The organism is Burkholderia sp. IO2 (genome assembly GCF_029522185.1).
GTDB lineage: Bacteria > Pseudomonadota > Gammaproteobacteria > Burkholderiales > Burkholderiaceae > Burkholderia > Burkholderia cenocepacia.
Map to the genome: position 1 here is coordinate 25,182 of NZ_JAKWFH010000018.1, position 22,161 is coordinate 47,342.

At 69.3% G+C, this 22,161-nt stretch carries 23 protein-coding genes and 2 tRNA genes; 17 read left to right on the forward strand and 8 right to left on the reverse strand.

Features of this window, described 5'->3' with window-relative positions:
• The first annotated feature begins 3 nt into the window (after nt 1-3).
• The 4 genes from mobA (at nt 4) to MMB92_RS13755 (ending at nt 2,828) form a co-directional block, all read left to right on the forward strand.
• A complete protein-coding gene (gene mobA / locus MMB92_RS13740; protein WP_059721528.1) occupies nt 4-621 on the forward strand; it encodes a molybdenum cofactor guanylyltransferase MobA in 618 nt (205 codons plus the stop codon).
• Between the two features lie 111 nt (nt 622-732).
• Nucleotides 733-2,031 carry a gephyrin-like molybdotransferase Glp gene (gene glp / locus MMB92_RS13745; protein WP_080331969.1) on the forward strand — a complete coding sequence of 433 codons (1,299 nt, stop codon included), beginning with the start codon at nt 733-735 and terminating at the stop codon, nt 2,029-2,031.
• A 39-nt stretch (nt 2,032-2,070) separates the two neighbouring features.
• The gene (locus MMB92_RS13750) at nt 2,071-2,346 is read left to right on the forward strand and encodes a hypothetical protein (RefSeq protein ID WP_006476519.1); all 276 of its coding nucleotides are present in this window, start codon (nt 2,071-2,073) and stop codon (nt 2,344-2,346) included.
• The gene (locus MMB92_RS13755) at nt 2,343-2,828 is read left to right on the forward strand and encodes a GNAT family N-acetyltransferase (RefSeq protein ID WP_048987069.1); all 486 of its coding nucleotides are present in this window, start codon (nt 2,343-2,345) and stop codon (nt 2,826-2,828) included. The genes MMB92_RS13750 and MMB92_RS13755 overlap by 4 nt, the downstream gene beginning before the upstream one ends.
• A 90-nt stretch (nt 2,829-2,918) precedes the next feature.
• On the opposite strand, the gene rmuC is transcribed toward MMB92_RS13755, so the two are convergent.
• The 5 genes from rmuC to pncB all read right to left on the reverse strand — a co-directional run bounded on the left by rmuC (nt 2,919) and on the right by pncB (nt 8,885).
• The gene (rmuC, locus tag MMB92_RS13760; RefSeq protein ID WP_006486198.1) at nt 2,919-4,394 is read right to left on the reverse strand and encodes a DNA recombination protein RmuC; all 1,476 of its coding nucleotides are present in this window, start codon (nt 4,392-4,394) and stop codon (nt 2,919-2,921) included.
• Nucleotides 4,391-5,386: a D-glycerate dehydrogenase gene (locus tag MMB92_RS13765; RefSeq protein WP_306172193.1), complete on the reverse strand. Its 996-nt coding sequence runs from the start codon at nt 5,384-5,386 to the stop codon at nt 4,391-4,393. Before MMB92_RS13765 ends, rmuC begins: the two co-directional genes overlap by 4 nt.
• Nucleotides 5,387-5,461: 75 nt before the next feature.
• Nucleotides 5,462-6,892, reverse strand: coding sequence for a sodium:proton antiporter (locus MMB92_RS13770; RefSeq protein WP_058902108.1), 1,431 nt, complete (start codon nt 6,890-6,892; stop codon nt 5,462-5,464).
• A 43-nt stretch (nt 6,893-6,935) separates the two neighbouring features.
• Nucleotides 6,936-7,598 carry a lactate utilization protein C gene (locus MMB92_RS13775; RefSeq protein ID WP_006486205.1) on the reverse strand — a complete coding sequence of 221 codons (663 nt, stop codon included), beginning with the start codon at nt 7,596-7,598 and terminating at the stop codon, nt 6,936-6,938.
• Between the two features lie 87 nt (nt 7,599-7,685).
• Entirely contained in the window at nt 7,686-8,885 is a 1,200-nt protein-coding gene (gene pncB, locus MMB92_RS13780) for a nicotinate phosphoribosyltransferase (RefSeq protein ID WP_006486197.1), read from the reverse strand.
• 290 nt (nt 8,886-9,175) lie between these two features.
• Here pncB and fdxA point away from each other — a divergent pair, with 290 nt between their 5' ends.
• The 8 genes from fdxA (at nt 9,176) to MMB92_RS13820 (ending at nt 13,537) form a co-directional block, all read left to right on the forward strand.
• Nucleotides 9,176-9,499 (forward strand): ferredoxin FdxA, encoded by a 324-nt coding sequence (fdxA, locus tag MMB92_RS13785; protein ID WP_006496521.1) that lies wholly within the window; start codon nt 9,176-9,178, stop codon nt 9,497-9,499.
• A 102-nt stretch (nt 9,500-9,601) separates the two neighbouring features.
• Nucleotides 9,602-9,677, forward strand: a tRNA-Asn gene (locus tag MMB92_RS13790).
• Nucleotides 9,678-9,749: 72 nt separating this feature from the next.
• Nucleotides 9,750-9,825, forward strand: a tRNA-Asn gene (locus tag MMB92_RS13795).
• Between the two features lie 127 nt (nt 9,826-9,952).
• Nucleotides 9,953-10,438, forward strand: a complete 486-nt coding sequence (locus MMB92_RS13800; RefSeq protein ID WP_058902106.1) for a CreA family protein — start codon at nt 9,953-9,955, stop codon at nt 10,436-10,438.
• Between the two features lie 20 nt (nt 10,439-10,458).
• Nucleotides 10,459-11,364 carry an AraC family transcriptional regulator gene (locus tag MMB92_RS13805; protein ID WP_006486200.1) on the forward strand — a complete coding sequence of 302 codons (906 nt, stop codon included), beginning with the start codon at nt 10,459-10,461 and terminating at the stop codon, nt 11,362-11,364.
• Nucleotides 11,365-11,491: 127 nt separating this feature from the next.
• Nucleotides 11,492-12,259, forward strand: coding sequence for an AzlC family ABC transporter permease (locus MMB92_RS13810; RefSeq protein WP_277562730.1), 768 nt, complete (start codon nt 11,492-11,494; stop codon nt 12,257-12,259).
• Nucleotides 12,256-12,594 carry an AzlD domain-containing protein gene (locus MMB92_RS13815; RefSeq protein WP_006486204.1) on the forward strand — a complete coding sequence of 113 codons (339 nt, stop codon included), beginning with the start codon at nt 12,256-12,258 and terminating at the stop codon, nt 12,592-12,594. The genes MMB92_RS13810 and MMB92_RS13815 overlap by 4 nt, the downstream gene beginning before the upstream one ends.
• Before the next feature lie 160 nt (nt 12,595-12,754).
• Nucleotides 12,755-13,537 (forward strand): DUF4088 family protein, encoded by a 783-nt coding sequence (locus MMB92_RS13820; protein ID WP_006493266.1) that lies wholly within the window; start codon nt 12,755-12,757, stop codon nt 13,535-13,537.
• A 135-nt stretch (nt 13,538-13,672) separates the two neighbouring features.
• Here the strand turns inward: MMB92_RS13820 and MMB92_RS13825 are convergent, their stop codons facing one another.
• Nucleotides 13,673-14,074, reverse strand: coding sequence for a hypothetical protein (locus MMB92_RS13825; RefSeq protein WP_006486212.1), 402 nt, complete (start codon nt 14,072-14,074; stop codon nt 13,673-13,675).
• Nucleotides 14,075-14,338: 264 nt separating this feature from the next.
• Between MMB92_RS13825 and MMB92_RS13830 the strand changes: the two genes are divergently transcribed.
• The 3 genes from MMB92_RS13830 to fumC all read left to right on the forward strand — a co-directional run bounded on the left by MMB92_RS13830 (nt 14,339) and on the right by fumC (nt 17,671).
• Nucleotides 14,339-14,557 (forward strand): RNA-binding S4 domain-containing protein, encoded by a 219-nt coding sequence (locus MMB92_RS13830; protein ID WP_006486208.1) that lies wholly within the window; start codon nt 14,339-14,341, stop codon nt 14,555-14,557.
• A gap of 136 nt (nt 14,558-14,693) precedes the next feature.
• On the forward strand, nt 14,694-16,082 hold the full coding sequence (gene norM / locus MMB92_RS13835) for a multidrug efflux MATE transporter NorM (protein ID WP_006496523.1): 1,389 nt from the start codon (nt 14,694-14,696) through the stop codon (nt 16,080-16,082).
• A gap of 194 nt (nt 16,083-16,276) precedes the next feature.
• Entirely contained in the window at nt 16,277-17,671 is a 1,395-nt protein-coding gene (gene fumC / locus MMB92_RS13840; RefSeq protein WP_006486188.1) for a class II fumarate hydratase, read from the forward strand.
• 46 nt (nt 17,672-17,717) lie between these two features.
• On the opposite strand, the gene MMB92_RS13845 is transcribed toward fumC, so the two are convergent.
• Entirely contained in the window at nt 17,718-18,230 is a 513-nt protein-coding gene (locus tag MMB92_RS13845; RefSeq protein ID WP_006493265.1) for an acyl-CoA thioesterase, read from the reverse strand.
• A gap of 130 nt (nt 18,231-18,360) precedes the next feature.
• Nucleotides 18,361-18,501, reverse strand: coding sequence for a hypothetical protein (locus MMB92_RS13850; protein ID WP_006486199.1), 141 nt, complete (start codon nt 18,499-18,501; stop codon nt 18,361-18,363).
• Between the two features lie 186 nt (nt 18,502-18,687).
• Here MMB92_RS13850 and MMB92_RS13855 point away from each other — a divergent pair, with 186 nt between their 5' ends.
• On the forward strand, nt 18,688-19,395 hold the full coding sequence (locus MMB92_RS13855; protein WP_048985197.1) for a helix-turn-helix transcriptional regulator: 708 nt from the start codon (nt 18,688-18,690) through the stop codon (nt 19,393-19,395).
• 150 nt (nt 19,396-19,545) lie between these two features.
• Nucleotides 19,546-22,101, forward strand: coding sequence for a DUF6600 domain-containing protein (locus MMB92_RS13860; RefSeq protein ID WP_277562731.1), 2,556 nt, complete (start codon nt 19,546-19,548; stop codon nt 22,099-22,101).
• Nucleotides 22,102-22,161 lie beyond the last annotated feature (60 nt).

The following is a 22,161-nucleotide window of genomic DNA, read 5'->3' on the forward strand; positions in this document are numbered from 1 at the left end:
ACGATGCCCGCTCCCGCTTCTCCGTCGATCGCCGGCCTGCTGCTCGCAGGCGGGCGCGCGACCCGCATGGACGGCGTCGACAAGGGTCTGCAACTGCTCGACGGTACGCCGCTCGCGCTGCACGTGCTGCGCCGGCTGTCGCCGCAGGTCGACGAGACGCTGATCAGCGCGAACCGCCATGCCGATCGCTATGCCGAGCTCGGTGCGCCGTTCGACGCGCGCATCGTCGCCGACGAAACGCCCGACTTCCCCGGGCCGCTCGCGGGCCTGCTCGCCGGCATGCGCGCGGCGCGCGCGCCGCTGGTCGCATGCTCGCCGTGCGATACACCGTATCTGCCCGCCGACCTCGTCGCGCAACTGCATGCGGCGCTCGACGCGCAGCAGGCCGACATCGCGATGGCGGTCACCGTCGACGCGCAGCAGCTGCGCTCGCCGCAGCCGACCTTCGCGCTGCTGCGCACATCGCTGGCCGACGATCTGGCCGCGCGCCTCGCGGCCGGCGACCGCAAGGTGCGTGCGTGGTACGCACGCCACAAGACGGTCGAAGTCGAGTTTCGCGACGAGCGTGCGTTTTACAATGCCAACTCCTGGCAGGAACTCGCCGCGCTGGCCCGCCGCTGACGGCCCCGTGCCGTTCCCGCCCGGCGCCCGCCACACGCGAAACCCGCGCCCAGGCACCCTCCTCGCGCCACCGGCCACGAACCCGATACGCCTTGCGGCGCAGTCCGACTGATGATCACGCAATCCTCGCCCGCCTCCCGAACCGCACCCGACCCCGATGTCCCGCTGTCGCTCGCCGACGCGCAGGCGCTCGCGTGCCGCTTCGCGGTGCCCGTCGACGCGTGCGACACGGTGACGCTGCGCGATGCGCTCGACCGCGTGCTCGCGGTCGACGTGAGCGCGCCGTTCGACATTCCCGCGTACGACAATTCGGCCATGGACGGCTATGCGTTCGACGGCGGCAGCGCGGCACTCGCGTCGCCGCAGGGCGAGGTCGCGATGCCGGTCGCCGGCACCGCATTCGCCGGCCATCCGTTCGACGGCGCCGTGGCAGCCGGTGCATGCGTGCGGATCATGACCGGCGCGCCGATGCCGGCCGGATGCGACACCGTGATCCCGCAGGAACGCGTGCGCGTCGAGGGCGACACGATCCGCTTCGCCACGCGCGACGTCGCGCGCGGCGCGAACTGCCGCAAGGCCGGCGAGGATCTCGCGCGCGGCGCCTGTGCGCTCGCCGCGGGCCGCGTCCTGCGGCCGTCCGATCTCGGCCTGCTCGCGTCGTTCGGCGTCACCGACGTCATGGTGCGCCGGCGCGTGCGCGTCGCCGTGTTCTCGACCGGCGACGAACTGCGCGAGCCCGGCGAACCGCTCGGCCGCGGCGCGCTGTACGACAGCAATCGCGGGATGCTGATCGCGATGCTCGAACGCCTGCACGTGGATGCGATCGATCTCGGCATCGTCCGCGACGACCCGGCCGCGCTCGATGCCGCATTGCGCGACGCCCTCGCCGCGCAGGCCGATGCGGTCATCACGTCGGGCGGCGTGTCGGTCGGCGAAGCCGACTTCACGCGCGACGTGATGGCGCGGCTCGGCGACGTGACGTTCGCGAGCCTTGCGCTGCGGCCCGGCCGGCCGCTCGCGTGCGGCACGCTCGCACGCGCGGCCGACGGCGCCGGCCACGCGCTGTTCTTCGGGCTGCCCGGCAATCCGGTCGCGTCCGCCGTGACGTTCTACGCCATCGTGCGCCCCGCGCTGCTGACGCTGGCCGGCGCGCAGACGCCGCCACCGGCGATGTACACGGCGCGCAGTACGCAGCCGTTGAAGACGCGCCCCGGTCGCACCGAATACCTGCGCGGCATCGCGACGCGCGCCGCCGACGGCCAATGGCACGTCGCACCGGCCGGATCGCAAAGCTCCGCGTCGCTGAGCGGCCTCGCAGACGCCAACTGTTTCATCGTCCTGGGCCACGATACCGCGGCAGTCGACGCGGGCGCCCCGGTCGACATCCTGCCGCTCGACGGCCTGATCTGAATTCCACTATCGGTATATCTCTACGGGGGCAATCCGCACATGAAGAAACAAATCTCGTCGATCGCCGCGGGACAGACCGCGAAGGCGCTGATTCTCGTCTACCTGACGTTCAGCGTGCCGATCGTGCTGCTCGGCATTCTCGTCGCGTACATCCGCTACGGGATGGTCGAACTGAGCACGATCCTGAGCGCGCTGCTGCTGAACGCGATCCTCGGTTTCGTGCTGCTGTGGATTGCGTGCCACGCGTACAACTGGGTCGCGTCGCGCTTCGGCGGCATCGAAATCGTGCTGTCCGATCCGCCGGAGGAAGCGTGAGCGGCACGCCGCTGATCCGCGCGGCCGCCCCGCGCGACGTCGGCGCGATCCTCGCGCTGATGCGCGAGCTGGCCGAGTTCGAGAAGCTCACGGATCTGTTCGTCGCGACCGAAGCCGATCTCGCCGACGCGCTGTTCGGCGAGCACCCCGCGGCCGAAGCGCTGGTGGCCGAGCGTGACGGCGCGATCGTCGCGTACGCGCTGTTCTTCCACAACTATTCGACGTTCGTCGGCCGCCGCGGACTCTATCTCGAGGATCTGTACGTGCAGCCGTCGCAGCGCGGTACGGGCCTCGGCACCGCGATGCTGCGTCATCTCGCGGCACTCGCCGTCGAGCGCCGTTGCGCGCGCTTCGAGTGGTCGGTCCTCGACTGGAACCAGCCGGCAATCGATTTCTACGAGAAGATGGGCGCGACCGTGCTGCCGGAGTGGCGCATCGTACGCGTGACGGGTGGCGCGCTGGACACGCTCGCCGCGCACTGAGCGCGGGCCGGCCACGCCGGCGATCGCTGCAAAGGAAAACGGGCGCCGCGGCGCCCGTTTTTTCTGTCCGGCGGCTGCCGGTAACGCGTGTCATGCATCGTCCGCATCGGCGCCTTCGGCCCCTTCCGCGCCGAGCAGCCCGGCCGCCGTATCGCCCGGCAACGCCTCGACCTGCTTGAGCTTGCGGTTCATCACGCGCGTGCGCTGCTCGGCCGCCTCGATCGAACGCGTGACCGTTTCGAGCTGCGACTTCGTGCGCGCGAGCACGTCGCCGAACTTGCCGAACTCGGTCTTGACCGCGCCGAGCACCTGCCACACCTCGCTCGAGCGCTGCTCGATCGCGAGCGTGCGGAACCCCATCTGCAGACTGTTCAGCAGCGCGGTGAGCGTGGTCGGCCCGGCGACCGTCACGCGATAGTCGCGTTGCAGCAGGTCGGTCAGCCCCGGCCGACGCAGGATCTCCGCATAGAGCCCCTCGGTCGGCAGGAACAGCAGCGCGAAATCGGTCGTGTGCGGCGGCGCGACGTACTTCTCGGCGATCGTGCGCGCTTCCATCCGCACCCGCGCCTCGAGCGCACGCGCCGCCTCCTCGACCGCCACCGCATCGGCGCGCTCCTGCGCGTCGATCAACCGCTCGTAGTCTTCGCGCGGAAATTTCGCGTCGATCGGTAGCCACACCGGCGGCGCGTCGCGCGTGCCGGCATCGCGGCCCGGCAGCCGGATCGCGAATTCGACGCGCTCGGTACTCTTCGGCACCGTCGCGACGTTCTTCGCGTACTGCTCGGGTGTGAGCATCTGTTCGAGCAGCGCTTCGAGCTGCACCTCGCCCCAGGTGCCGCGCGTCTTCACGTTGGTCAGCACCTTCTTCAGGTCGCCAACGCCGGCCGCGAGGGTCTGCATCTCGCCGAGCCCGCGATGCACCTGCTCGAGCCGGTCCGACACGAGCTTGAACGATTCGCCGAGCCGCTGCTCGAGCGTCGCGTGCAGTTTCTCGTCGACGGTGCGGCGCATCTCCTCGAGCTTCGCCGCGTTGTTCGTCTCGATTTCCTTCAGCCGCTGTTCGAGCGTCGCACGCACTTCACCGATCCGGCGATCGTTCGCCTCGGTCAGTTGCGTGAGCTGCCGGTGCAACGTGTCGCCGAACAGCCGCAGCGCGCCCGTCTGCTCCTCGCGCGCCTGCTGGGCCTGGCGCTGCACGCTCTCGCGCATCGCGTCGAACTGCTGCGCGTTGCCGGCGACGAGCTTGCCGAGCTGCTGCGCGAACCCCTCGATCTGGTTGTTCTGCACGGTCGCCACGCTCGTCAGTTGCGCGGCGAGCGTCTGCTGCAACTGCGCGAAGCTGCCGGCCAGCTCGGTACGCGAGCCGCGCGCATTTTCGACGATCTCGCCGCGCAGTTCGCGCTCGAGCCGCTCGACCGCGCGCGCCTGCGCATGCGCGGCGTCCTCGATCTGGTCGCCGAGCACGGCCGCATCGTCGTGGCGGCCGCCGCGCACGAGCGCGACGATCGCCACCGCGAGCGCGACAGCCAGCACGACGACCGCCGCAAGCAACAACGTCATCGTCATGCGCGCGGCTTCCCGATCACGTCAGGGTTGATCGGATTCGGCGGCCGCCCCGCCCGCGGCCCCTCGCCCAGCGCGGCGATCAGGTTGTCGGCGGCGAGATCCGCCATCGCGCGGCGGGTCTTTTCGGTGGCGCTTGCGATATGCGGCGTCAGCACGACGTTCGGCACCTCGAGCAGCGCCGGATGCACGCTCGGCTCGCCCTCGTACACGTCGAGGCCGGCCGCGGCGATCGTCCCGTCGCGCAGTGCGACGGCCAGCGCCGCATCGTCGACGATCCCGCCGCGCGCGATGTTGGTCAGCGTCGCCGTCGGTTTCATCTTCGCGAGCTCGGCCGCGCCGATCGTGTGATGGTTCTCTTTCGTGTACGGCAGCACGAGCACGACATGATCGGCGCGCGCGAGCAGCGCATCCTTCGACACGTATTCGGCATTCAGCTCGGCTTCGATCTCGGGCGCGACCCGCGACCGGTTGTGGTAGATCACCTGCATCCCGAAGCCGCGCGCGCGGCGCGCGAGCGCCTGGCCGATGCGACCCATCCCGATCACGCCGAGCGTCGAGCCATGGATGTCGGCGCCGAGAAAGCCGTCGTACGCCCACTTCTGCCAGTGGCCGGCGCGCAGCCAGTGTTCGGATTCGGCGATCCGGCGCGCCGCTGCCATCATCAGCGCCCAGCCGAAATCGGCGGTCGATTCGTTCAGCACGTCGGGCGTATTGGTGCCGAGCACGTTCGCCGCGTTGAATGCGGCCATGTCGAAGTTGTTGTAGCCGACCGCCATGTTCGCCACGACGCGCAGACGCGGCGCCGCCGCGAGCGTGGCCGCGCCGACCGGGTCGCCGGCCGTCAGCGCGCCGTCCTTGTCGGCCAGACGCGCGGCGAGCGCGTCGGGCGCGAGCGCGTCGCCGTCGTTCCAGTCGACTTCGAAATACTGCTTGAGCCGTTCGATCACGTCCGGAAAGATCGGACGCGCGACCAGGATCTTCTGCATCGCCATCTCCGCATGCCGCGGCCGGATGGCGGCGCACCATGCGCCGCCGGGACCGCCCGCTCGGGGTTGAAAATCGTCAGCTTACGCCGTGAAGAAAAGCCACGACGTCAGCAGGAATACCGGTATCAGCACGACGAGCGCCCAGCCGAGGTACGCGAAGAAGCTCGGCATCTTCACGCCGCGCGATTCGGCGATCGCCTTCACCATGAAGTTCGGCGCGTTGCCGATGTAGCTGTTCGCGCCCATGAACACCGCGCCGGCGGAAATCGCGGCGAGTGTCGACGCACCGGTCGTCATCAGCGTCCGCGCATCGCCGCCCGCGAGGTTGAAGAACACGAGATAGGTCGGCGCGTTGTCGAGGAACGACGACAGGATGCCGGTCGCCCAGAAGTACATCGCGTCGATCGGCTTGCCGTCGGGCCCCGTGACGAGATGGACGATCTGCGCGAACGCGCCATCCGCGCCGGCGCGCAGGATCACGATCACCGGCGCGATCGTCACGAAGATGCCCGCGAACAGCTTCGCGACTTCCTCGATCGGCGCCCAGTTGAACGCGTTGCCTTCGCGCGCGGAACGCGGCGTCAGCGCGAGCGACACGAGCGTCACGACCACGAGCGCGACGTCGCGCACGAGATTCTGCAGCGCGACGTGCGTGCCCCACACGTCGAACGAGATGCCCGGCTTCCACACGCCGCTCATCAGCACGAGCGCGATCACGGCCGCCAGCAGCACGAAGTTGACCTTGCCGTCGATCGACAGCGCCGCACCGTCAGGCGTCGGATCGAGCGCGGCCGGCCGCTCCTCGCCGCCCTTCCGGTAGAAGTACGTATCGAGCGCGAAGAACAGCGTCAGCAGCACCACGCAGATGAACAGCATCGGCAGCGCGAGATGCGTGGTCGTCCAGAAGAAGCTCACGCCGTTCAGGAAGCCGAGGAACAGCGGCGGATCGCCGAGCGGCGACAGCGAGCCGCCCGCGTTCGCGACGAGGAAGATGAAGAAGATCACGACGTGCACGACATGCTTGCGGTTGTCGTTGGCGCGCAGGAGCGGCCGGATCAGCAGCATCGCGGCGCCCGTCGTGCCCATCACGCTCGCGAGCAGCGTACCGAGCGCGAGGATCGCGGTATTCAGTTTCGGCGACCCATGCAAGTTGCCGTTCACGCAGATGCCGCCCGCGACCGTATAGAGCGCGGTGAGCAGCACGATGAACGGAATGTATTCCTCGAGCAGCGCATGCACGAGCGTGCCGAACGCGGTGCCGATGCCGAACGCGACCGCGAACGGCGCGAGGAACACGATCGCCCAGCCGGCGGCGATCTTGCCGAAGTGGTGATGCCAGAACACGGGGGCGACGAGCGGGAACAGCGCGATGGACAGCAGGATCCCGGCGAACGGGATGCCCCAGAGCGCGGACAGCGTGGCACCGTCGAGCGTGGCGGCCGATGCAAGCGCGGGAGCGGCGCCAAGCGCGATTCCCGACGCCATGCCCGCCCAGGCGGCATGTCGTTTCATGCAGAACTTCCTTGTTCGAGTAGGGGTGAATGCAGCGGGCGCGTCATGCGCCCCGTACGACGATCGCGTGCACGCGGTACGGGCCGTGTGCGCCCAGGATGATCGTTTGTTCGATGTCGCCCGTGCGCGACGGGCCGGACACGAAATTGACCGCGCGCGGCAGCTCGCCGCGCTCCGCGCGAATCAGCGCGAACGCGTCTTCATGACCGGCGACGATGCGCGATGCCGGCACGATCGCGATGTGGGTTTCCGGCAGCAGGCCGGCCGATGCGTAAGTGTCGGGGCCGGACAGCAATACCAGCGACCCCGTTTCGGCGGTCGCGCAAAAGCAGCCGGTCAGGCCGACCAGATCGCCGTCGCGCGGCTTGCGGCACTCGACCGACAGGCCCGCGCCGGCCCAGTCGAGATCGGCGAGCGTGCGCCAAGCGATGGCCTGCGTCGGCAGGCCGTGAGCGGCAAGATAGCGGGCGGCGGCGGCAGGCACGTCGGCCAGCGTCGCGACTTCGTCGACCGTGGTCGACAGGCGCGCCGCTTCGTCGACGAAAGCGGCGACGAGGTCGGCCGGCGCCGGCGGGCGCGGCCCCTCCGGATGACGGGCGAGATAGTCGGCGACGCCGTCGCGCTCCGCTGCATCGGGTTCGGCCGCGCGCCCCTGCGCCGCGCGAATGCGCGCGAGGATCTGGCGACGGGCAGCGGAAGTGTCCATGAACGGTCCTCGTGACGGTGGCGGGCAATACGTCGGATTATACCGACCGCCCCTGCCGCGACGCACCTTCGGCCCAACGGCCGGCGCCTACTTCGACGCGTCTTCCTCGACCGGCTGCGCGATGCCGAACACCTGCCGCAGGTACGCGAGATACGCCTTGTCGTCGCACATGCTCTTGCCCGGCGAATCGGACAGCTTCGCGACCGGCTGCCCGTTGCAGCGAACCATCTTGATCACGATCTGCAGTGGCACGTAGCCGAGATCGTTGGTGAGGTTGGTGCCGACGCCGAACGCGAGCTTGCAGCGGCCGCGGAACCGTTCGTACAGCTGCATGACCTTCGGAATGTCGAGCGCGTCCGAGAACACCAGCACCTTGGTGCGCGGGTCGCACCGGTTCGCTTCGTAGTGGCGCAGCATCCGCTCGCCCCACTCGAACGGATCGCCCGAATCGTGGCGCGCGCCGTCGAACAGCTTGCAGAAGTACATGTCGAAGTCGTTCAGGAACGCGTCCATGCCGTAGACGTCCGACAGCGCGATCCCGAGGTCGCCGCGATATTCCTTCGCCCACATCTCGAAGCCGTAGATCTGCGAATCGCGCAGCCGCGGGCCGAGCGCCTGGCACGCCTGCAGATACTCGTGCGCCATCGTGCCGAGCGGCGTGATGTCGTGCTTCATCGCGTACAGCACGTTGCTCGTGCCCGCGAACTGCGGCCCGAGCCCGTCGCGCAGCGTGAGCGCGACTTCCTCGTGCCAGACCTTCGAGAAGCGCCGGCGCGTGCCGTAATCGGCGATCTTGCAGTCGGCGAACTCGGGCTTCGCGCCGAGCAGCTTGATCTTCTCGCGCAGCCGTTCGCGGCCTTCGCGATAGTCGGGCTCGCGCTGCGTGTTGCGGAAATAGACTTCGTTGACGATCGCGAGCACCGGGATCTCGAACAGGATCGTATGCAGCCACGGCCCCTCGATCACGATGTCGATCTCGCCGTTGCCCTTCGGCGACGGCGTGACCGAGATGTACTTCTCGTTCAGGTGGAACAGCGCGAGGAAATCGACGAAGTCGCTCTTGATGAAGCGCATCCGCCGCAGGTAATCGAGTTCGACGTCGGAAAAGCGCAGCGAGCACAGGCCGCGCACCTCGTCGCGAATCTCGTCGATGTACGGCACGAGATCGACGCCGGGCGTACGGCACCGGAAGCGGTATTCGACGTTTGCAGCGGGAAAGTGATGCAGGACGACCTGCATCATCGTGAACTTGTAGAGATCCGTGTCCAGCAGCGAAGTGATGATCATGATGACGGCACCGCCAATATCATGACCGGGCCCCGGCGCACCGCGCGCCGCCCGGTCTGTCGGTCATGTTACCCGAATGCGGGCCGGACCATCGTGAAACCGCCCTCGCCGCCGGGCCGCGTCGCGCCGCCGCCGGGTGCGCGGGTATCCGCGTTGCGCACGCCATAAACTAATCACGAAACGATATAAGCCGGATAGCCGACCACGTCATGCGGGTTTTGCGCTTCAGTTACAATGCCGCTTTTGGCGCAAACGCCACCCCATATATACCGCCAAGCAGGAGCGTTTTAATGACTCACGTTGTGACCGAAGGCTGCATCAAGTGCAAATACACGGATTGCGTGGATGTGTGCCCGGTGGATTGCTTCCGTGAAGGTCCCAACTTTCTCGCCATCGATCCGGACGAGTGCATCGACTGCGCCGTGTGCGTCGCCGAATGCCCGACCAATGCGATCTATGCCGAAGAAGACGTTCCGACCGACCAGCAGCAGTTCACCGAGCTGAATGCCGAGCTGGCGAAGAATTGGCCGTCGATCACGAAGACCAAGCCGGCGCCGGCCGACGCGGACGAGTGGAAGGACGTGCAGGAGAAGCTGCACCTGCTCGAGCGCTGATCGCGCGGCGGCCGCAAAAAATTTCATGCGGCGCGGCTCCAAGGTGTTGACAGGTTAGCGAACACTCCATACAATCTCGTTTCTCTGCTGTTGCTTGTTTGTTCCCCGATAGCTCAGTCGGTAGAGCGCCGGACTGTTAATCCGTAGGTCCCTGGTTCGAGCCCAGGTCGGGGAGCCAAAAACGCAAAGGCCCGTTGAAAGTGGACGGGTTTTTTGTTGGAACACACAACACGCAGATGTACCGATTTATTCCCCGATAGCTCAGTCGGTAGAGCGCCGGACTGTTAATCCGTAGGTCCCTGGTTCGAGCCCAGGTCGGGGAGCCAAACAGCGAAAGGCCCGTCATTCGACGGGCCTTTTGTTTTTCCGGCCGCCGTTCCCTCTTCCCGCTTTTCGTGGTCCGGTCATGCGCATGCTAGAGTTTCTGTCCCGCATTCGCATCCGGTTCCGTCGATGAAGCATCGCCTCTTCCGTTTCGCCCCCGTCGCCCTCCTGTTCTCCGCCGTCGCCGCCGCACCGTTCGCGCACGCGGAGGAAGTCGGCAGCGTCAATACCCATTTCCGCGTCACGGGCTCCGATCGCGTGGTCGTCGAGGCCTATGACGATCCGGTCGTGAGTGGCGTGACCTGCTACGTGTCGCGCGCCCGCACCGGCGGGATCAAGGGCACGCTCGGCGTCGCCGAGGATCCGAGCGAAGCGTCGATCGCGTGCCGGCAGGTCGGCCCGATCAGCTTCAAGGAACCGCTCAAGCAGCAGACCGACGTGTTCAGCGAACGCATGTCGTTCATCTTCAAGACGCTGCACGTCGTGCGCGTGATCGACAAGAAGCGCAACACGATCGTCTACCTGACCTACAGCGACCGTATCGTCAGCGGCAGCCCGAAGAACGCCGTGACCGCGGTGCCGATGCCCGCCGGCACGACGATTCCGGTCAAGTAAGCCCGCTCCCGCGCCCGATCATGTCCGCCGCCCGCCTCCCCGATTCCGCACGCTACTGGCGCACGCCGCTCGTGCCGGACGCGGATCTGCTCACGGCCACCTATCGCGATCACGCGTTCGCGCCCCACTGGCACGACGCGTACACGATCCCCGTGATTCTCGAAGGCGCGGAACGCTTCACCTATCGCGGCACCGGCTACGTCGCCGAAACGGGCACCGTGCCCGTGATCAATCCCGGTGAAGTGCACACGGGCTCGCGTGCCGCCGACGAAGGCTGGTGCTATCGCGTCAGCTACATGCCGGTCGAATTCATCCACGAACTCGCGAGTACGATCGCGGGCCGCCCGCAGGATGCACCGTGGTTTGCCCCCGACGTGATCCGCGACGCCGATCTCGCGGCCCGGCTCACGCTCGCGCACCGGATGCTGGAAGCCGGCAGCGAGCGCGCGCTGTCGTCGCAGGCCGATGCGGCCGGACAGCCGGCCGGCGATCCGGCCACCGGCGCGCCGCGCATCTACGATCCGCTCGCCGCCGAAACCGCGATGCTCGACGCGCTGTCGACGCTGATCGTGCGCCACGCCGACGTACGGCCGCGACCCGCGCCGCTCGCGGCCGACGAGCCACGCGTCGACGCGATGCGCGAGCGGCTCGCCGCCGACCTGATGTCCACGGTGACGCTCGACGAGGTCGCGCAGGCGGCCGGCCTGTCGCCGTTTCACGCGGCGCGCCTGTTCACGCGTACGACCGGCATGCCGCCGCATGCGTGGCGCAACCAGTTGCGGCTGCAGCGTGCGCTGGCGCCGCTGCGCGCGGGCGTGCCGGTCGCCGATGTCGCGGCGGCCAGCGGCTTCGTCGACCAGAGCCACTTCACGCGGCATTTCAAACGGATGTTCGGCGTGCCGCCCGGGCGCTGGCAGGCAAGCTGACGCGCGGCTTCCCGCCGTCGTCGGCCGCACGGCCGCCCGCGCCGGCCGGCACGCGGGCGCCGGCCCCGTTCCGGCGGGCGCAAGAACATACAAGCCGGCCCGCCACCGGCCCGCTATCCTCCCGCTCATGGAGGAGCGCTTCTTGAACAAGACACCCGCATCGCCCCCGCGCCGCCCGCTCAACGAATGGCTCGACGGCGCGCGCGACACGATTCCGATGATGATCGGCGCCGCACCGTTCGGCGTGATTTTCGGCACGCTCGTCGGCGGCGGCCCGCTCGCCGCCTGGCACGGCGCGCTGATGTCGCTCGCCGTGTTCGCGGGCTCCGCGCAGTTCATCGCGCTCGGCCTGATCGCCGGTAGCGCGAGTTTCGTCGTCGTGCTCGCCACGACACTGATCGTGAACCTGCGCCACCTGCTGTACAGCGCGACCCTCGCGCCCTATGTCGCGCACCTGCCGCTGCGCTGGCGCGCGACGCTCGGCGCGTTGATGACCGACGAGGTGTTCGCGGTCGCGTACGGGCACTACCGGCACTACCCGCCCGGCACGATCGGCCCCCACTACTTTTTCGGCTCCGGGCTCGCGATGTACCTGAACTGGCAGGTCTGGACGCTCGCGGGCATCGGCTTCGGCACGGCATTCCCGGGCCTGCAGTCGCTCGGCCTCGATTTCGCGATGGCGGCGACCTTCATCGCGATCGTCGTCCCGCAGCTCGGCACGCTGCGCTATTTCGCGGCGGCCGCCACGGCCGGCACGCTCGCGTACTTCTGGCAGGGCTGGCCGTACAAGCTCGGGCTGCTCGGCGCGGTCGCCGTCGGCGTCGCGATCGGCGTCCTGCTCACGCTGCTGCACGATCGCACGCGCGCCGGCTCGCGCTCGGAGGCCGCATCGTGAGCTACGCGCTGTTGATCCTCGGCATGGCCGTCATCACGTATGCGATCCGCTCGACGTTGTTCCTGTTCGGCGAGCGGCTGACGTTCCCGCCGCTCGTGCGGACCGCGCTCGGCTTCGTGCCGGTCACCGTGCTGACCGCGATCATCGTGCCGATGACCGTTTCCCCGCACGGCGGCACGGCCGAGCTGACCTGGCGCAATCCGCAACTCGTCGGCGCGCTCGCCGCCGTGCTGGTATCGGCCACGACCCGCCGCCCGCTCGTGACGATCGCCGCCGGACTCGTGGTGTTCTTCCTGTGGCAAGGGGTCGTCCTCCCGCACTGGCTGCCCGCCTGAGCGCATGCTCGATCGCGCCCGCTCAAGTTTCCGCCCGGTGCGCCGATATAGGAGATGAAGACCCGCCACCGGCCTCGGCGCGCACCGGTCAGTCGACGCTGCGCCCGCCCCGGTGCGCCGTGCCGGCGCCGGCCTGCGCGGGCCGCCATCGAGACGATTCATGGGCCAGATCACCCTTTCCCTCAAGGACGACACGCTCGAGTCCCTGCGCAAGGACTACGATGCGTTCGTTCGCGTGTCGCTGAAACTCGACCCGCAATTCGCGACGCCGTCGTTCGAGGATTTCCTGCGCGCCAAGCTGCTCGACAACATGGTGCCGCTGACCGAGCACGCCGTGCAGCGGATGCTGCAGGGCGGCCAGTACGCATGGGCGAAGCGCACGCTCGACAAGGAATTCCCGGACGTCGTCGCGATCCTGATGCGGCAGGCCGGCGAATTCGGCTTCGGCTTCGCGTCGCGCTCCGAGTGGACGCCCGACGAACTCGCGAAGGCCTGCCGCGACTGGGCGAAGGCGATCGTCGCCGAAGCGCAGGGCGACGCGTCGCTGATCGATCCGCTCGCGTCGCAGATCAAGGGCGCGGCGCAGGACATCCAGACGCTCGAGGAATCGATGCAGACGCCGGCGTGGCGGCTCGCGGAATCGCTGCGGCAACGGATCTACGAAGCCAAGCTCGCGTGCGAGATGAGCGTCGGCAGCACCGCGCGCGACAAGCTCGGCGAACTGCGCGGGCTGCTGCGGCTCGGGCTCGCGCACGGCTCGTTCCAGAAGCAGGAAGCCCAGCAGATCATGGAATACCTGCGGCTGCTGAAGCCGGAGATCTTCGTCGAGGAACCGTACGACGTCTTCGCGCGGCTCGCCGCGTGGCTGCGCAGCGTGTTCACACCGGCCGCCGTGCGGCCGGCCCAGGGGCAGGGACAAGGGCAAGGCCCGCGCCGGCCGTGACGGCTCGCCCGTCCCGCTGAACCTTTTACCTCATGAAAAAGGCCCGGCTCGCGTCAAGCGAACCGGGCCGCCGGACGATCGCCGGTCGCGACGCACCGCCCGAAGGCGAGCGTCGCGACAAGCGCCGGGCATCGCTTACTGCGTGGCGCCCTGGGCCGATGCACCGCCCTGCGCGCCGACCGATGCGCCGCCCTCGGTCGCCTCATCGGCCTTCGCCTTGGCCGAACCGGCATGGCTCTTGGCCGACTTCGCCGCATGCTTCGTGTGCTTCTTGGTCGAATGGACGGCCGACGACGTCGTATCCTTCGCGCCATCGGCTGCCGCGCCGACCGCATCGGTCGCAGCACCCGTCGCATTGCCCGACGCGTTCGCGCCGGCCCCGCCCTGCGCGCCTGCACCGACACCGGCCGCCGGCGTCTGCGCCTGCACGCCGGCACCGGCTGCGCCTTGCGCCGTCGTGCCCGTCTGGGCGAATGCGGCCGAAGTGGCGAACGCCGTCAGCGCGGCACCGATCAGCATCGTACGAATCTTGGACATGGCAATTCTCCTCAAGAAGTTGTCCGCCCGGGCCGCCGTTGCGGTCCGTCGCGTCCCCACCGCAACACGCAGCAGGTACGACAGAAGACCGGCGGCCCGCGCGGCCGGTTCGCCAATCTCTCAGACTGTTACCCACCGTTTCATTTGCTGACGAATCGCTCACAGTCCTTTACATCCGCCGGCAGCCGGCCGCGCTCGCGTGCCGGCCCGCGGTGCCGTATGATGCGGGGCGTTTCCTCCCGCGCGTCGCGCACCTTCCTCGTCATGCCCAATCTGGATTTCACGCTGACCGGCGAATACGTCGAGCTGCACAACCTTCTCAAGATCACCGGCCTCGCGGACAGCGGCGGCACCGCGAAGCTGATCGTCGCGTCCGGCGCCGTGAAAGTCGACGGCGCGGTCGAGCTGCGCAAGACCTGCAAGATCCGCGCGGGCCAGGTCGTGCTGCTCGGCGACACGCGCATCGCGGTGCGCGAGGCCTAGCCCCGCCGCGTTCCCCCTGCCTGCGACATGGCCATCGATGCACGCGTTCGACACGGTACGAATAAAGCCGTAAGCTAACCGTCTCTCAAAATAAATACATATAGCGCGGGCCCGCACCCGCGCGAGCGCCCATTCCATGTCGCATTCCGGTTTCACGCGGACGGCCGCCGCGCCGCCGTCCCTGTCCAGTCATGCCGCCGATACCGCGCGCCTCGCCGCGCCGCTCGCGATCGCGCAACTTTCCCAGATGGCGATGAGCGTCACCGACACGGTGCTGCTCGGCTCGCTCGGCCCCGATTCGCTCGCGGCGGGCGGGCTCGGCGCGAACTTCTTCTTCGTGATCGTGACGATCCTGCAAGGGGTGCTGTCGTCGGTCAGCGTGAGCGTCGCGCATGCGCGCGGCGCGCAGGCCGAGGACCGCGTGCCGCACATCTACTGGACGGGCTTCGCGCTGTCCGTGCTGCTCGCGATTCCGGCGATCGTCGCGCTGTCGCTCGCCGAGCCGATCCTGCTGATGTTCCACGAGCCGCCGCTGCTCGCGCATCACGTCGGCGAATACACGGGCATCCTGCGCTACGCGGCGCTCGGCAGCCTGATCGGCGTCGGGCTGATGCGCGCGTTCCTGCCGGCGATCGGCGCCGCGCGGCGGCTCTTGTGGGTGTCGATCGGGGGCGTCGGCGTCAACGGCGTGCTGAACTACGGGCTGATCCACGGCGCATTCGGGTTGCCGCGCCTCGGTTTTCTCGGTTCGGCCGTCGCGACAACGATCACGATCTGGCTCACCGCGCTCGCGCTGATCTGGCTGCTGCACGGCCGGCAGCGCTTCCGCCATTTCGTGACCGCGGCGCGCCCGAAGCTGCCCGTGATGGGCGAGCTGATCGGCATCGGCTGGCCGGTCGCGATCACGTACGGGGTCGAATCGACGCTGTTCCTCGCCACCGGCCTCACGGTCGGCGTGCTGGGCGCGACGTCGCTCGCCGCGCACCAGATCGCGCTGAACGTCGCGTCGGTATCGTTCATGGTGCCGCTCGCGATCGGCCAGGCGGCCAACGTGCGCGTCGGCTACTGGGTCGGCGCGGGCTCGCCCGTCGCCGCGCGGCACGCGGGTTTCGTCGCGCTCGCGCTCGGCGTCGGCTTCATGTCGCTGTCGGGCCTCGTGATGATCGTCGCGCCGCACACGATCGTCGGCCTGTACCTGCACCTCGACGACCCGGCCAACGCGGCCACGGTGTCGCTCGCCGCGTCACTGCTCGGCATCGCCGCGGTGTTCCAGATCGTCGACGGGATGCAGACCGTGGCGTCAGGTGCGCTGCGCGGCCTGAAGGACACGCGCATCCCGATGCTCGCCGCGACCTTCGGCTACTGGGGCATCGGCTTCCCGACCGGCTACTGGTTCGCGTTCCACGCGGGCCTGGGCGCGCGCGGCCTGTGGTGGGGGCTCGCGGCCGGGCTCGCGAGCGTCGCCGCGCTGATGGCCTGGCGCTTTCACCGCAAGACCCTCTCGCTCATCGCGACGGCGCGCTAGGGCCGGTTCCCGCTCGTCGCGGGCTTGCGCCGGCCCCAGGCGCGACACGACGCAAAATCGCGGCCGGCGCTATGCTTGTCGGTTGAACACCTCGAGACGCCGCGCCAGCGGCGCGACTGCCTCACGATACGTCTGATTACGCCTGACGCCGCGCGACGACGCGCGGCCTTTCCCCTTTCCAGGAGGAGTGCATCATGAATGAAGCAGTTCGGATGGAACGCGACACGTTCGGCGAGATCGCCGTGCCGGCCGATCGGCTCTGGGGCGCGCAGACCGAGCGCTCGCTGCAGAATTTCCGGATCTCGACGGAGAAGCAGTCGCCCGAGCTGATCCACGCGCTCGCGATCGTCAAGCGCGCCGCGGCGGCCGTCAACCAGTCGCTCGGCGTGCTCGCCGACGACAAGGCGCACGCGATCATCGCAGCCGCCGACGAGATCATCGCCGGCAAGCATCCGCGCGAATTCCCGCTCGCAGTGTGGCAGACGGGCTCCGGCACGCAGACCAACATGAACCTCAACGAGGTGATCGCGAACCGCGCGAGCGAACTGATGGGCGGCGAGCGCGGCGAAGCGCGCAAGGTGCATCCGAACGACGACGTGAACCGCGGCCAGTCGTCGAACGACGTGTTCCCGACCGCGATGCACGTGGCGGCCGCGTATGCGATCGTCAATCACCTGCTGCCGGCGCTGCGCACGCTGCGCGCGACGCTCGACGCGAAGTCGAAGGCGTTCGCCGACATCGTGAAGATCGGCCGCACGCACCTGCAGGACGCCACGCCGCTCACGCTCGGCCAGGAATTCTCCGGCTATGTCGCGCAGCTCGACCAGGGCATCCGTCACGTCGAATCGGCGCTGCCGCATCTGTACGAGCTCGCGCTCGGCGGCACCGCGGTCGGCACGGGGCTGAACGCGCACCCGGAATTCGCGGTGCGCGTGGCCGACGAGATCGGCCGGCTCACGAAGCTGCCGTTCGTGACGGCGCCGAGCAAGTTCGAGGTGATGGCGGCCGCCGATGCGCTGGTCTTCGCGCACGGCGCGCTGAAGACGGTCGCGGCCAGCCTGATGAAGATCGCGAACGACGTGCGCTGGCTCGCGAGCGGGCCGCGCTGCGGGCTCGGCGAGCTGTCGATTCCGGAAAACGAGCCGGGCAGCTCGATCATGCCGGGCAAGGTGAACCCGACGCAGTCGGAAGCGGTGACGATGCTGTGCTGCCAGGTGTTCGGCAACGATGTCGCGGTCAACGTCGGCGGCGCGAGCGGCAATTTCGAGCTGAACGTGTTCCGGCCGATGATCGCGCACAACGTGCTGCAATCGGTGCGCCTGCTCGCCGACGGCGCGCAGAGCTTCAACGATCACTGCGCGGTGGGCATCGAGCCGAACCGCTCGCGGATCGACCTGTTGCTGAACGAATCGCTGATGCTCGTGACGGCGCTCAATCCGCACATCGGCTACGACAAGTCCGCGCAGATCGCGAAGAAGGCGCACAAGGAAGGCACGACGCTGAAGGCGGCCGCGCTCGCGCTCGGCTACCTGACCGAGGCGGAATTCGATGCCTGGGTGCGCCCCGAGCAGATGATCGGGACGCGGTAACGGCAGGACGGCGGGCGCGGCGCGACGAGCGCGGCGCCCACGGCACTCAGACGGTGCCCTTCGCGACTTCTTCCGGCTTCATCTCGACGATCTTGTCGAGCGCGGCCCGCACGTCGGCCGCATATTTCGCGAGCACGCGCTGCTCGTCGGTTTCGGGCACGAACGGCGGCACCGGCACCGGGTTGCCGTTCTCGTCGACCGCGACGAACACGACGAGGCAATCGGTCGTCTGGCGCAGCACACCGCCCTTCGGATCGCCGGCGTGCACCGACACGTGGATGTGCATGCTGGTACGCCCCGTCGCGACGACGCGCGCCTTCAGCTCGACCAGATTGCCGACCAGGATCGGACGCTGGAAACGGATGTTGCCGACGCTGACCGTCACGCAATAGCGGCTCGACCAGACCGCCGCGCACGCATACGCGACCTCGTCGATCCACTTCATCAGCGCGCCGCCATGCACCTTGCCGCCGAAGTTCACGGACGAAGGCTCGGCGAGGAAGCGGAATACGGTTTCGGTGCGGTCGAGGGCGGCCGGCACGGGGGACGGTTGGGACATTGTTCTGGCTCCGGGCGACAGGGGCGCTGTGATCGGGCCATTATACGTTGCACTGCGGCAACGCGTCGCGGCAAGCCCCGCGTGGCGGGGCTGCGGCGGTCATGCCGACGCGCGCGGGGAGCGGCGCCGGTCAGCGGCGCACCGTGATGCCCTGGTCGATCGTCCCGTACATCTCGATACTGCCGCCGCGCTCGCCGGTCGCGCCCGCGCCGCCCTGCGCACACGCCGCGCATACGAGCGCGGCGGTCAACACACAGAAAATCGTCTTCATCGTTGCATCGCGTCACATGCGGCGGCCCGCTGCCGCCGCGTCCGGCCATTCTACGCGTGCCCTGCAACCGGCCGCAGCCCGTCCCCGCAGGGGCGTCGCGGCCGCATCCGACATTTCATCCGGAAGCGAAACATCGAATGCGCGCACCGACTACACTGCCTTCATCCCGCTCGACGAGGCACGACGATGACCGATCAAGACGACCACCATTTTCCGGGCCTGAGCCGCATCGGCGCACTGATCGCCGATCCCGGCCGCGCCGCGATGCTGTGGGTGCTGATGGACGGCAGCGCGCGGCCGGCCGGCGAACTGACGATGATCGCGGGGCTGTCGCCGTCCGCGGCCAGCGCGCACCTCGCCCGCCTGACCGAGGGCGGCCTGCTGGCGCTCGACGTGCGCGGCCGGCATCGCTACTACCGCATCGCGTCGGCCGACATCGCGGCCTCGCTCGAAGCGCTGGCGAACGTCGCCCGCGCGGCCGCGCCGCACCGTCCGGTTCCGCCGCCGTCGCGCGCGGTCCCGGCCGAACTGCGCTACGCCCGCACCTGCTACGACCACATGGCAGGCGAGCTCGCGGTGCGCATCTTCGACGGCCTCACCGCGCGCGGCTGGCTGCTCGCGAACGGCGACGCGATCGAGACCACCGAGCTCGGCACGCAGGCGCTCGGACGATGGGGCATCGACGTCGCGCAACAGCGCGCGCGCCGACGCCGCTTCGCGTGCGGTTGCCTCGACTGGAGCGAGCGGCGCTCGCATCTCGGCGGCGCGCTCGGCGCGGCGCTGCTCGAAAGCTTCTGCGCACACGGCTGGATCGAGCGCGCTGCCCGGCCGCGCGTGCTGCGCGTCACGGCGCCCGGCCGGCAGGTTTTCGATGCGTGGCTTACGTCCGCTTGACGCCGGCATTGCAGCCGCACGACAACGGCGCGCGATGGACAGGTTTTGTTACATCGCATGCCATTCGACTTACAAAACACCGTGCCTTGAAACAGGCCAAGCGGATATTGTGAACTCGACGGCACGAATCGACGCGCCGCGATCACGACAATGACGCTCACCATGGCCACCCTGTTCACGCTCAAGCGCACCGCCCGCTACACGCTGCTTGCGTTCGTCGCGCTTGCGGCGCTGCCGCCCGCCTTCGCGCAATCGGCCGATGCGCCGCCGAATATGGCCGCGGCACGGCAACCGGGCGGCGATCCGCCCGGCCGCGTCGCGCGGCTCAATTACCTGTCGGGCGCCGTGACGACCGAACCGGCCGGCACCGATGCGTGGTCGTATGCGGCGGTGAACCGGCCGCTGACGACCGGCGACCAGCTCTGGAACGATGCCGGCGCGCGCTCGGAACTGCACATCGGCTCGACCGCGGTGCGGCTCGGCGAATCGACGAGCCTGTCGGTGCTGAATCTCGACGACACGACGACGCAGTTGAAAGTGGGCCTCGGCACCGTGTCGACGCACGTGCGCGATTTGCCGGCCGGCGGATCATATGAAATCGACACGCCGAACCTCGCGCTCGGCATCACGGGCCCCGGCGACTATCGCGTCGATGTCGCGCCGAACGGCGCGAGCACGACGGTGACGGTGCGCAGCGGCAGCGCGACGGTCTACGGCAGCAACGGGCAGTACCCGCTGTCGCCCGGGCAGCAGGTCGTGTTCACCGGCACCGACCTGCAGGTCGCGCAACAATCGGCCGCACCGGGCCCCGATGCGCTCGACCAGTGGGCGGCCAGCCGCGACGCGGCCGAAGCGCGCTCGGTGTCGGCCCGCTACGTGTCCCGCGACATCCCCGGCTACCAGGATCTCGATGCGAACGGCACGTGGCGCGAAACGCCGAACTACGGCGCGGTCTGGGTGCCGAACGACACGCCGGCCGACTGGGCGCCGTATCACGACGGCCACTGGATCTGGCAGGCGCCGTGGGGCTGGACCTGGGTCGACGACGCGCCGTGGGGCTTCGCGCCGTATCACTACGGCCGCTGGGCGTACGTGGACGACAGCTGGGCCTGGGTGCCCGGCCCGATGGTCGTCAGCCAGCCGCCCGTCTATGCGCCGGCGCTCGTCGCCTTCGTGGGCGGCGGCGGTGGCGGCGGTTCCGACTGGAATGTGGCGCTGACGGTCGGCGGCGTCGCCGCGGCCGGCTGCGCATGGTTCGCGCTCGGCCCGGGCGAGCCGTGGCATCCGGGCTGGGGCGGCTGGAGTCCGCACTACTACGAGCGCGTCAACCGCAACATCGTGGTGAACAACGTCAACGTGAACAAGACCGTGAACGTGACGAACATCACCAATATCACCAACATCAACAAGACGTACGTGAACTTCCGCGCGCCGCACGCGATCACGGCCGTACCGGCCTCCGCGTTCGTGCACGGCCAGCCGGTCGCGCACTTCTCGCAGCACGTCGATCCGCAGCAATGGCGCAACGCGCATGTCACGCCGGGCACGCCCGGCATCGCGCCCGTGCGCCAGAGCTTCACCGGCGGGTTGCGCAATGCCAGCTACCGTCCGCCGGCGGCGATCGCGCAGCACCCGTACGTCGCGACCCGCAATCCGGCCGTGCCGGCCGCATATCGCGACCAGGCCGCCGCCCACCTCGCGCAGCAAGGCGGGCGCGTACCGGGCGCCGGCGCACCGGTCGTGAAGACCAACGTGCCGGCCGACTATACGGCTCGTCCGGTCCGCGTGCCGGGCAAGCCGGGCGGCGGCGCCTGGGCGATGCACAACGTGCAGCTCGTGAATCCGCACGGCCCCGTCGTGGAGCCGACCCGCGCGCCGCGCGAAGGCCAGCCGGCCGGCGTGCAGGCCGGACGGCCGGAGGCGCCGACGCTGGGCATGCCGAATGTCGCACGGCCTGCAAACGGCGAAATCCCGAACGCATCGCGTTTCGCCAATGGCGGCACGCCGCAGGCGTCCGGCAACCCGATCCCGCATCAGGGATTCGCGACCGGCAACGGCGTCCCGCATCCGCCGGAAGCGAACAACGCTCGGTCGGGCATCGGTCAGGCGCGGGCAGCCGACGCGCCGTCATCGCCCACGTGGAGGCAGCCGCACACGCCGATGGAACGTCAGCGCCCTGCTCCGCCCACTGCGCTGCACGCGGCCGGCCAGAACGCGCTGCCGCCCGTGCGCAGCGCCGCGGTGCCGCACCCGGACGGCGTGCCGGCCCCGCAGGGCATCCAGCCCGGCGGCCGCAACGAAGCGCCGCGCGCGCTGCCGCAACCGCAGCCCGACCATACCGCGCAGATTCCGCAGCCGCGTCCGCGCCCCGATTTCCCGACGCCGGCCCGGCATGCGCAGCCGCAACCGGAACGGGCCGCCCCCGCGCCGCAGCCGCGCCCGGACTTCGCTCAACCGGCGCCCCATCGCGAAGTCGCGCCGCCGCGCGTGAACGAGTACCGTCCGCCGGCGCCCGCCGTGCACGACGTGCCGCGTCCGCAGCCGCAGGCGCCGCGGATGGAGCCGCAGGCGCCCCGCATGGAGCCGCGCCCGGCAATGCCCGCTCCGCGGATGGAACCGCGGCCGCAGCCGGCGCCGCACGTCGAGGCGCCGCGCCCGAGCAACCCGCCGCCGCAAGGCGGCCACGAGGAGCGGCATCGCCAGTAAGTGCAGCAAACCTGAAACAAAAAGGCTCGACCGGTATCAGCCGGTCGAGCCTTTTTGCAG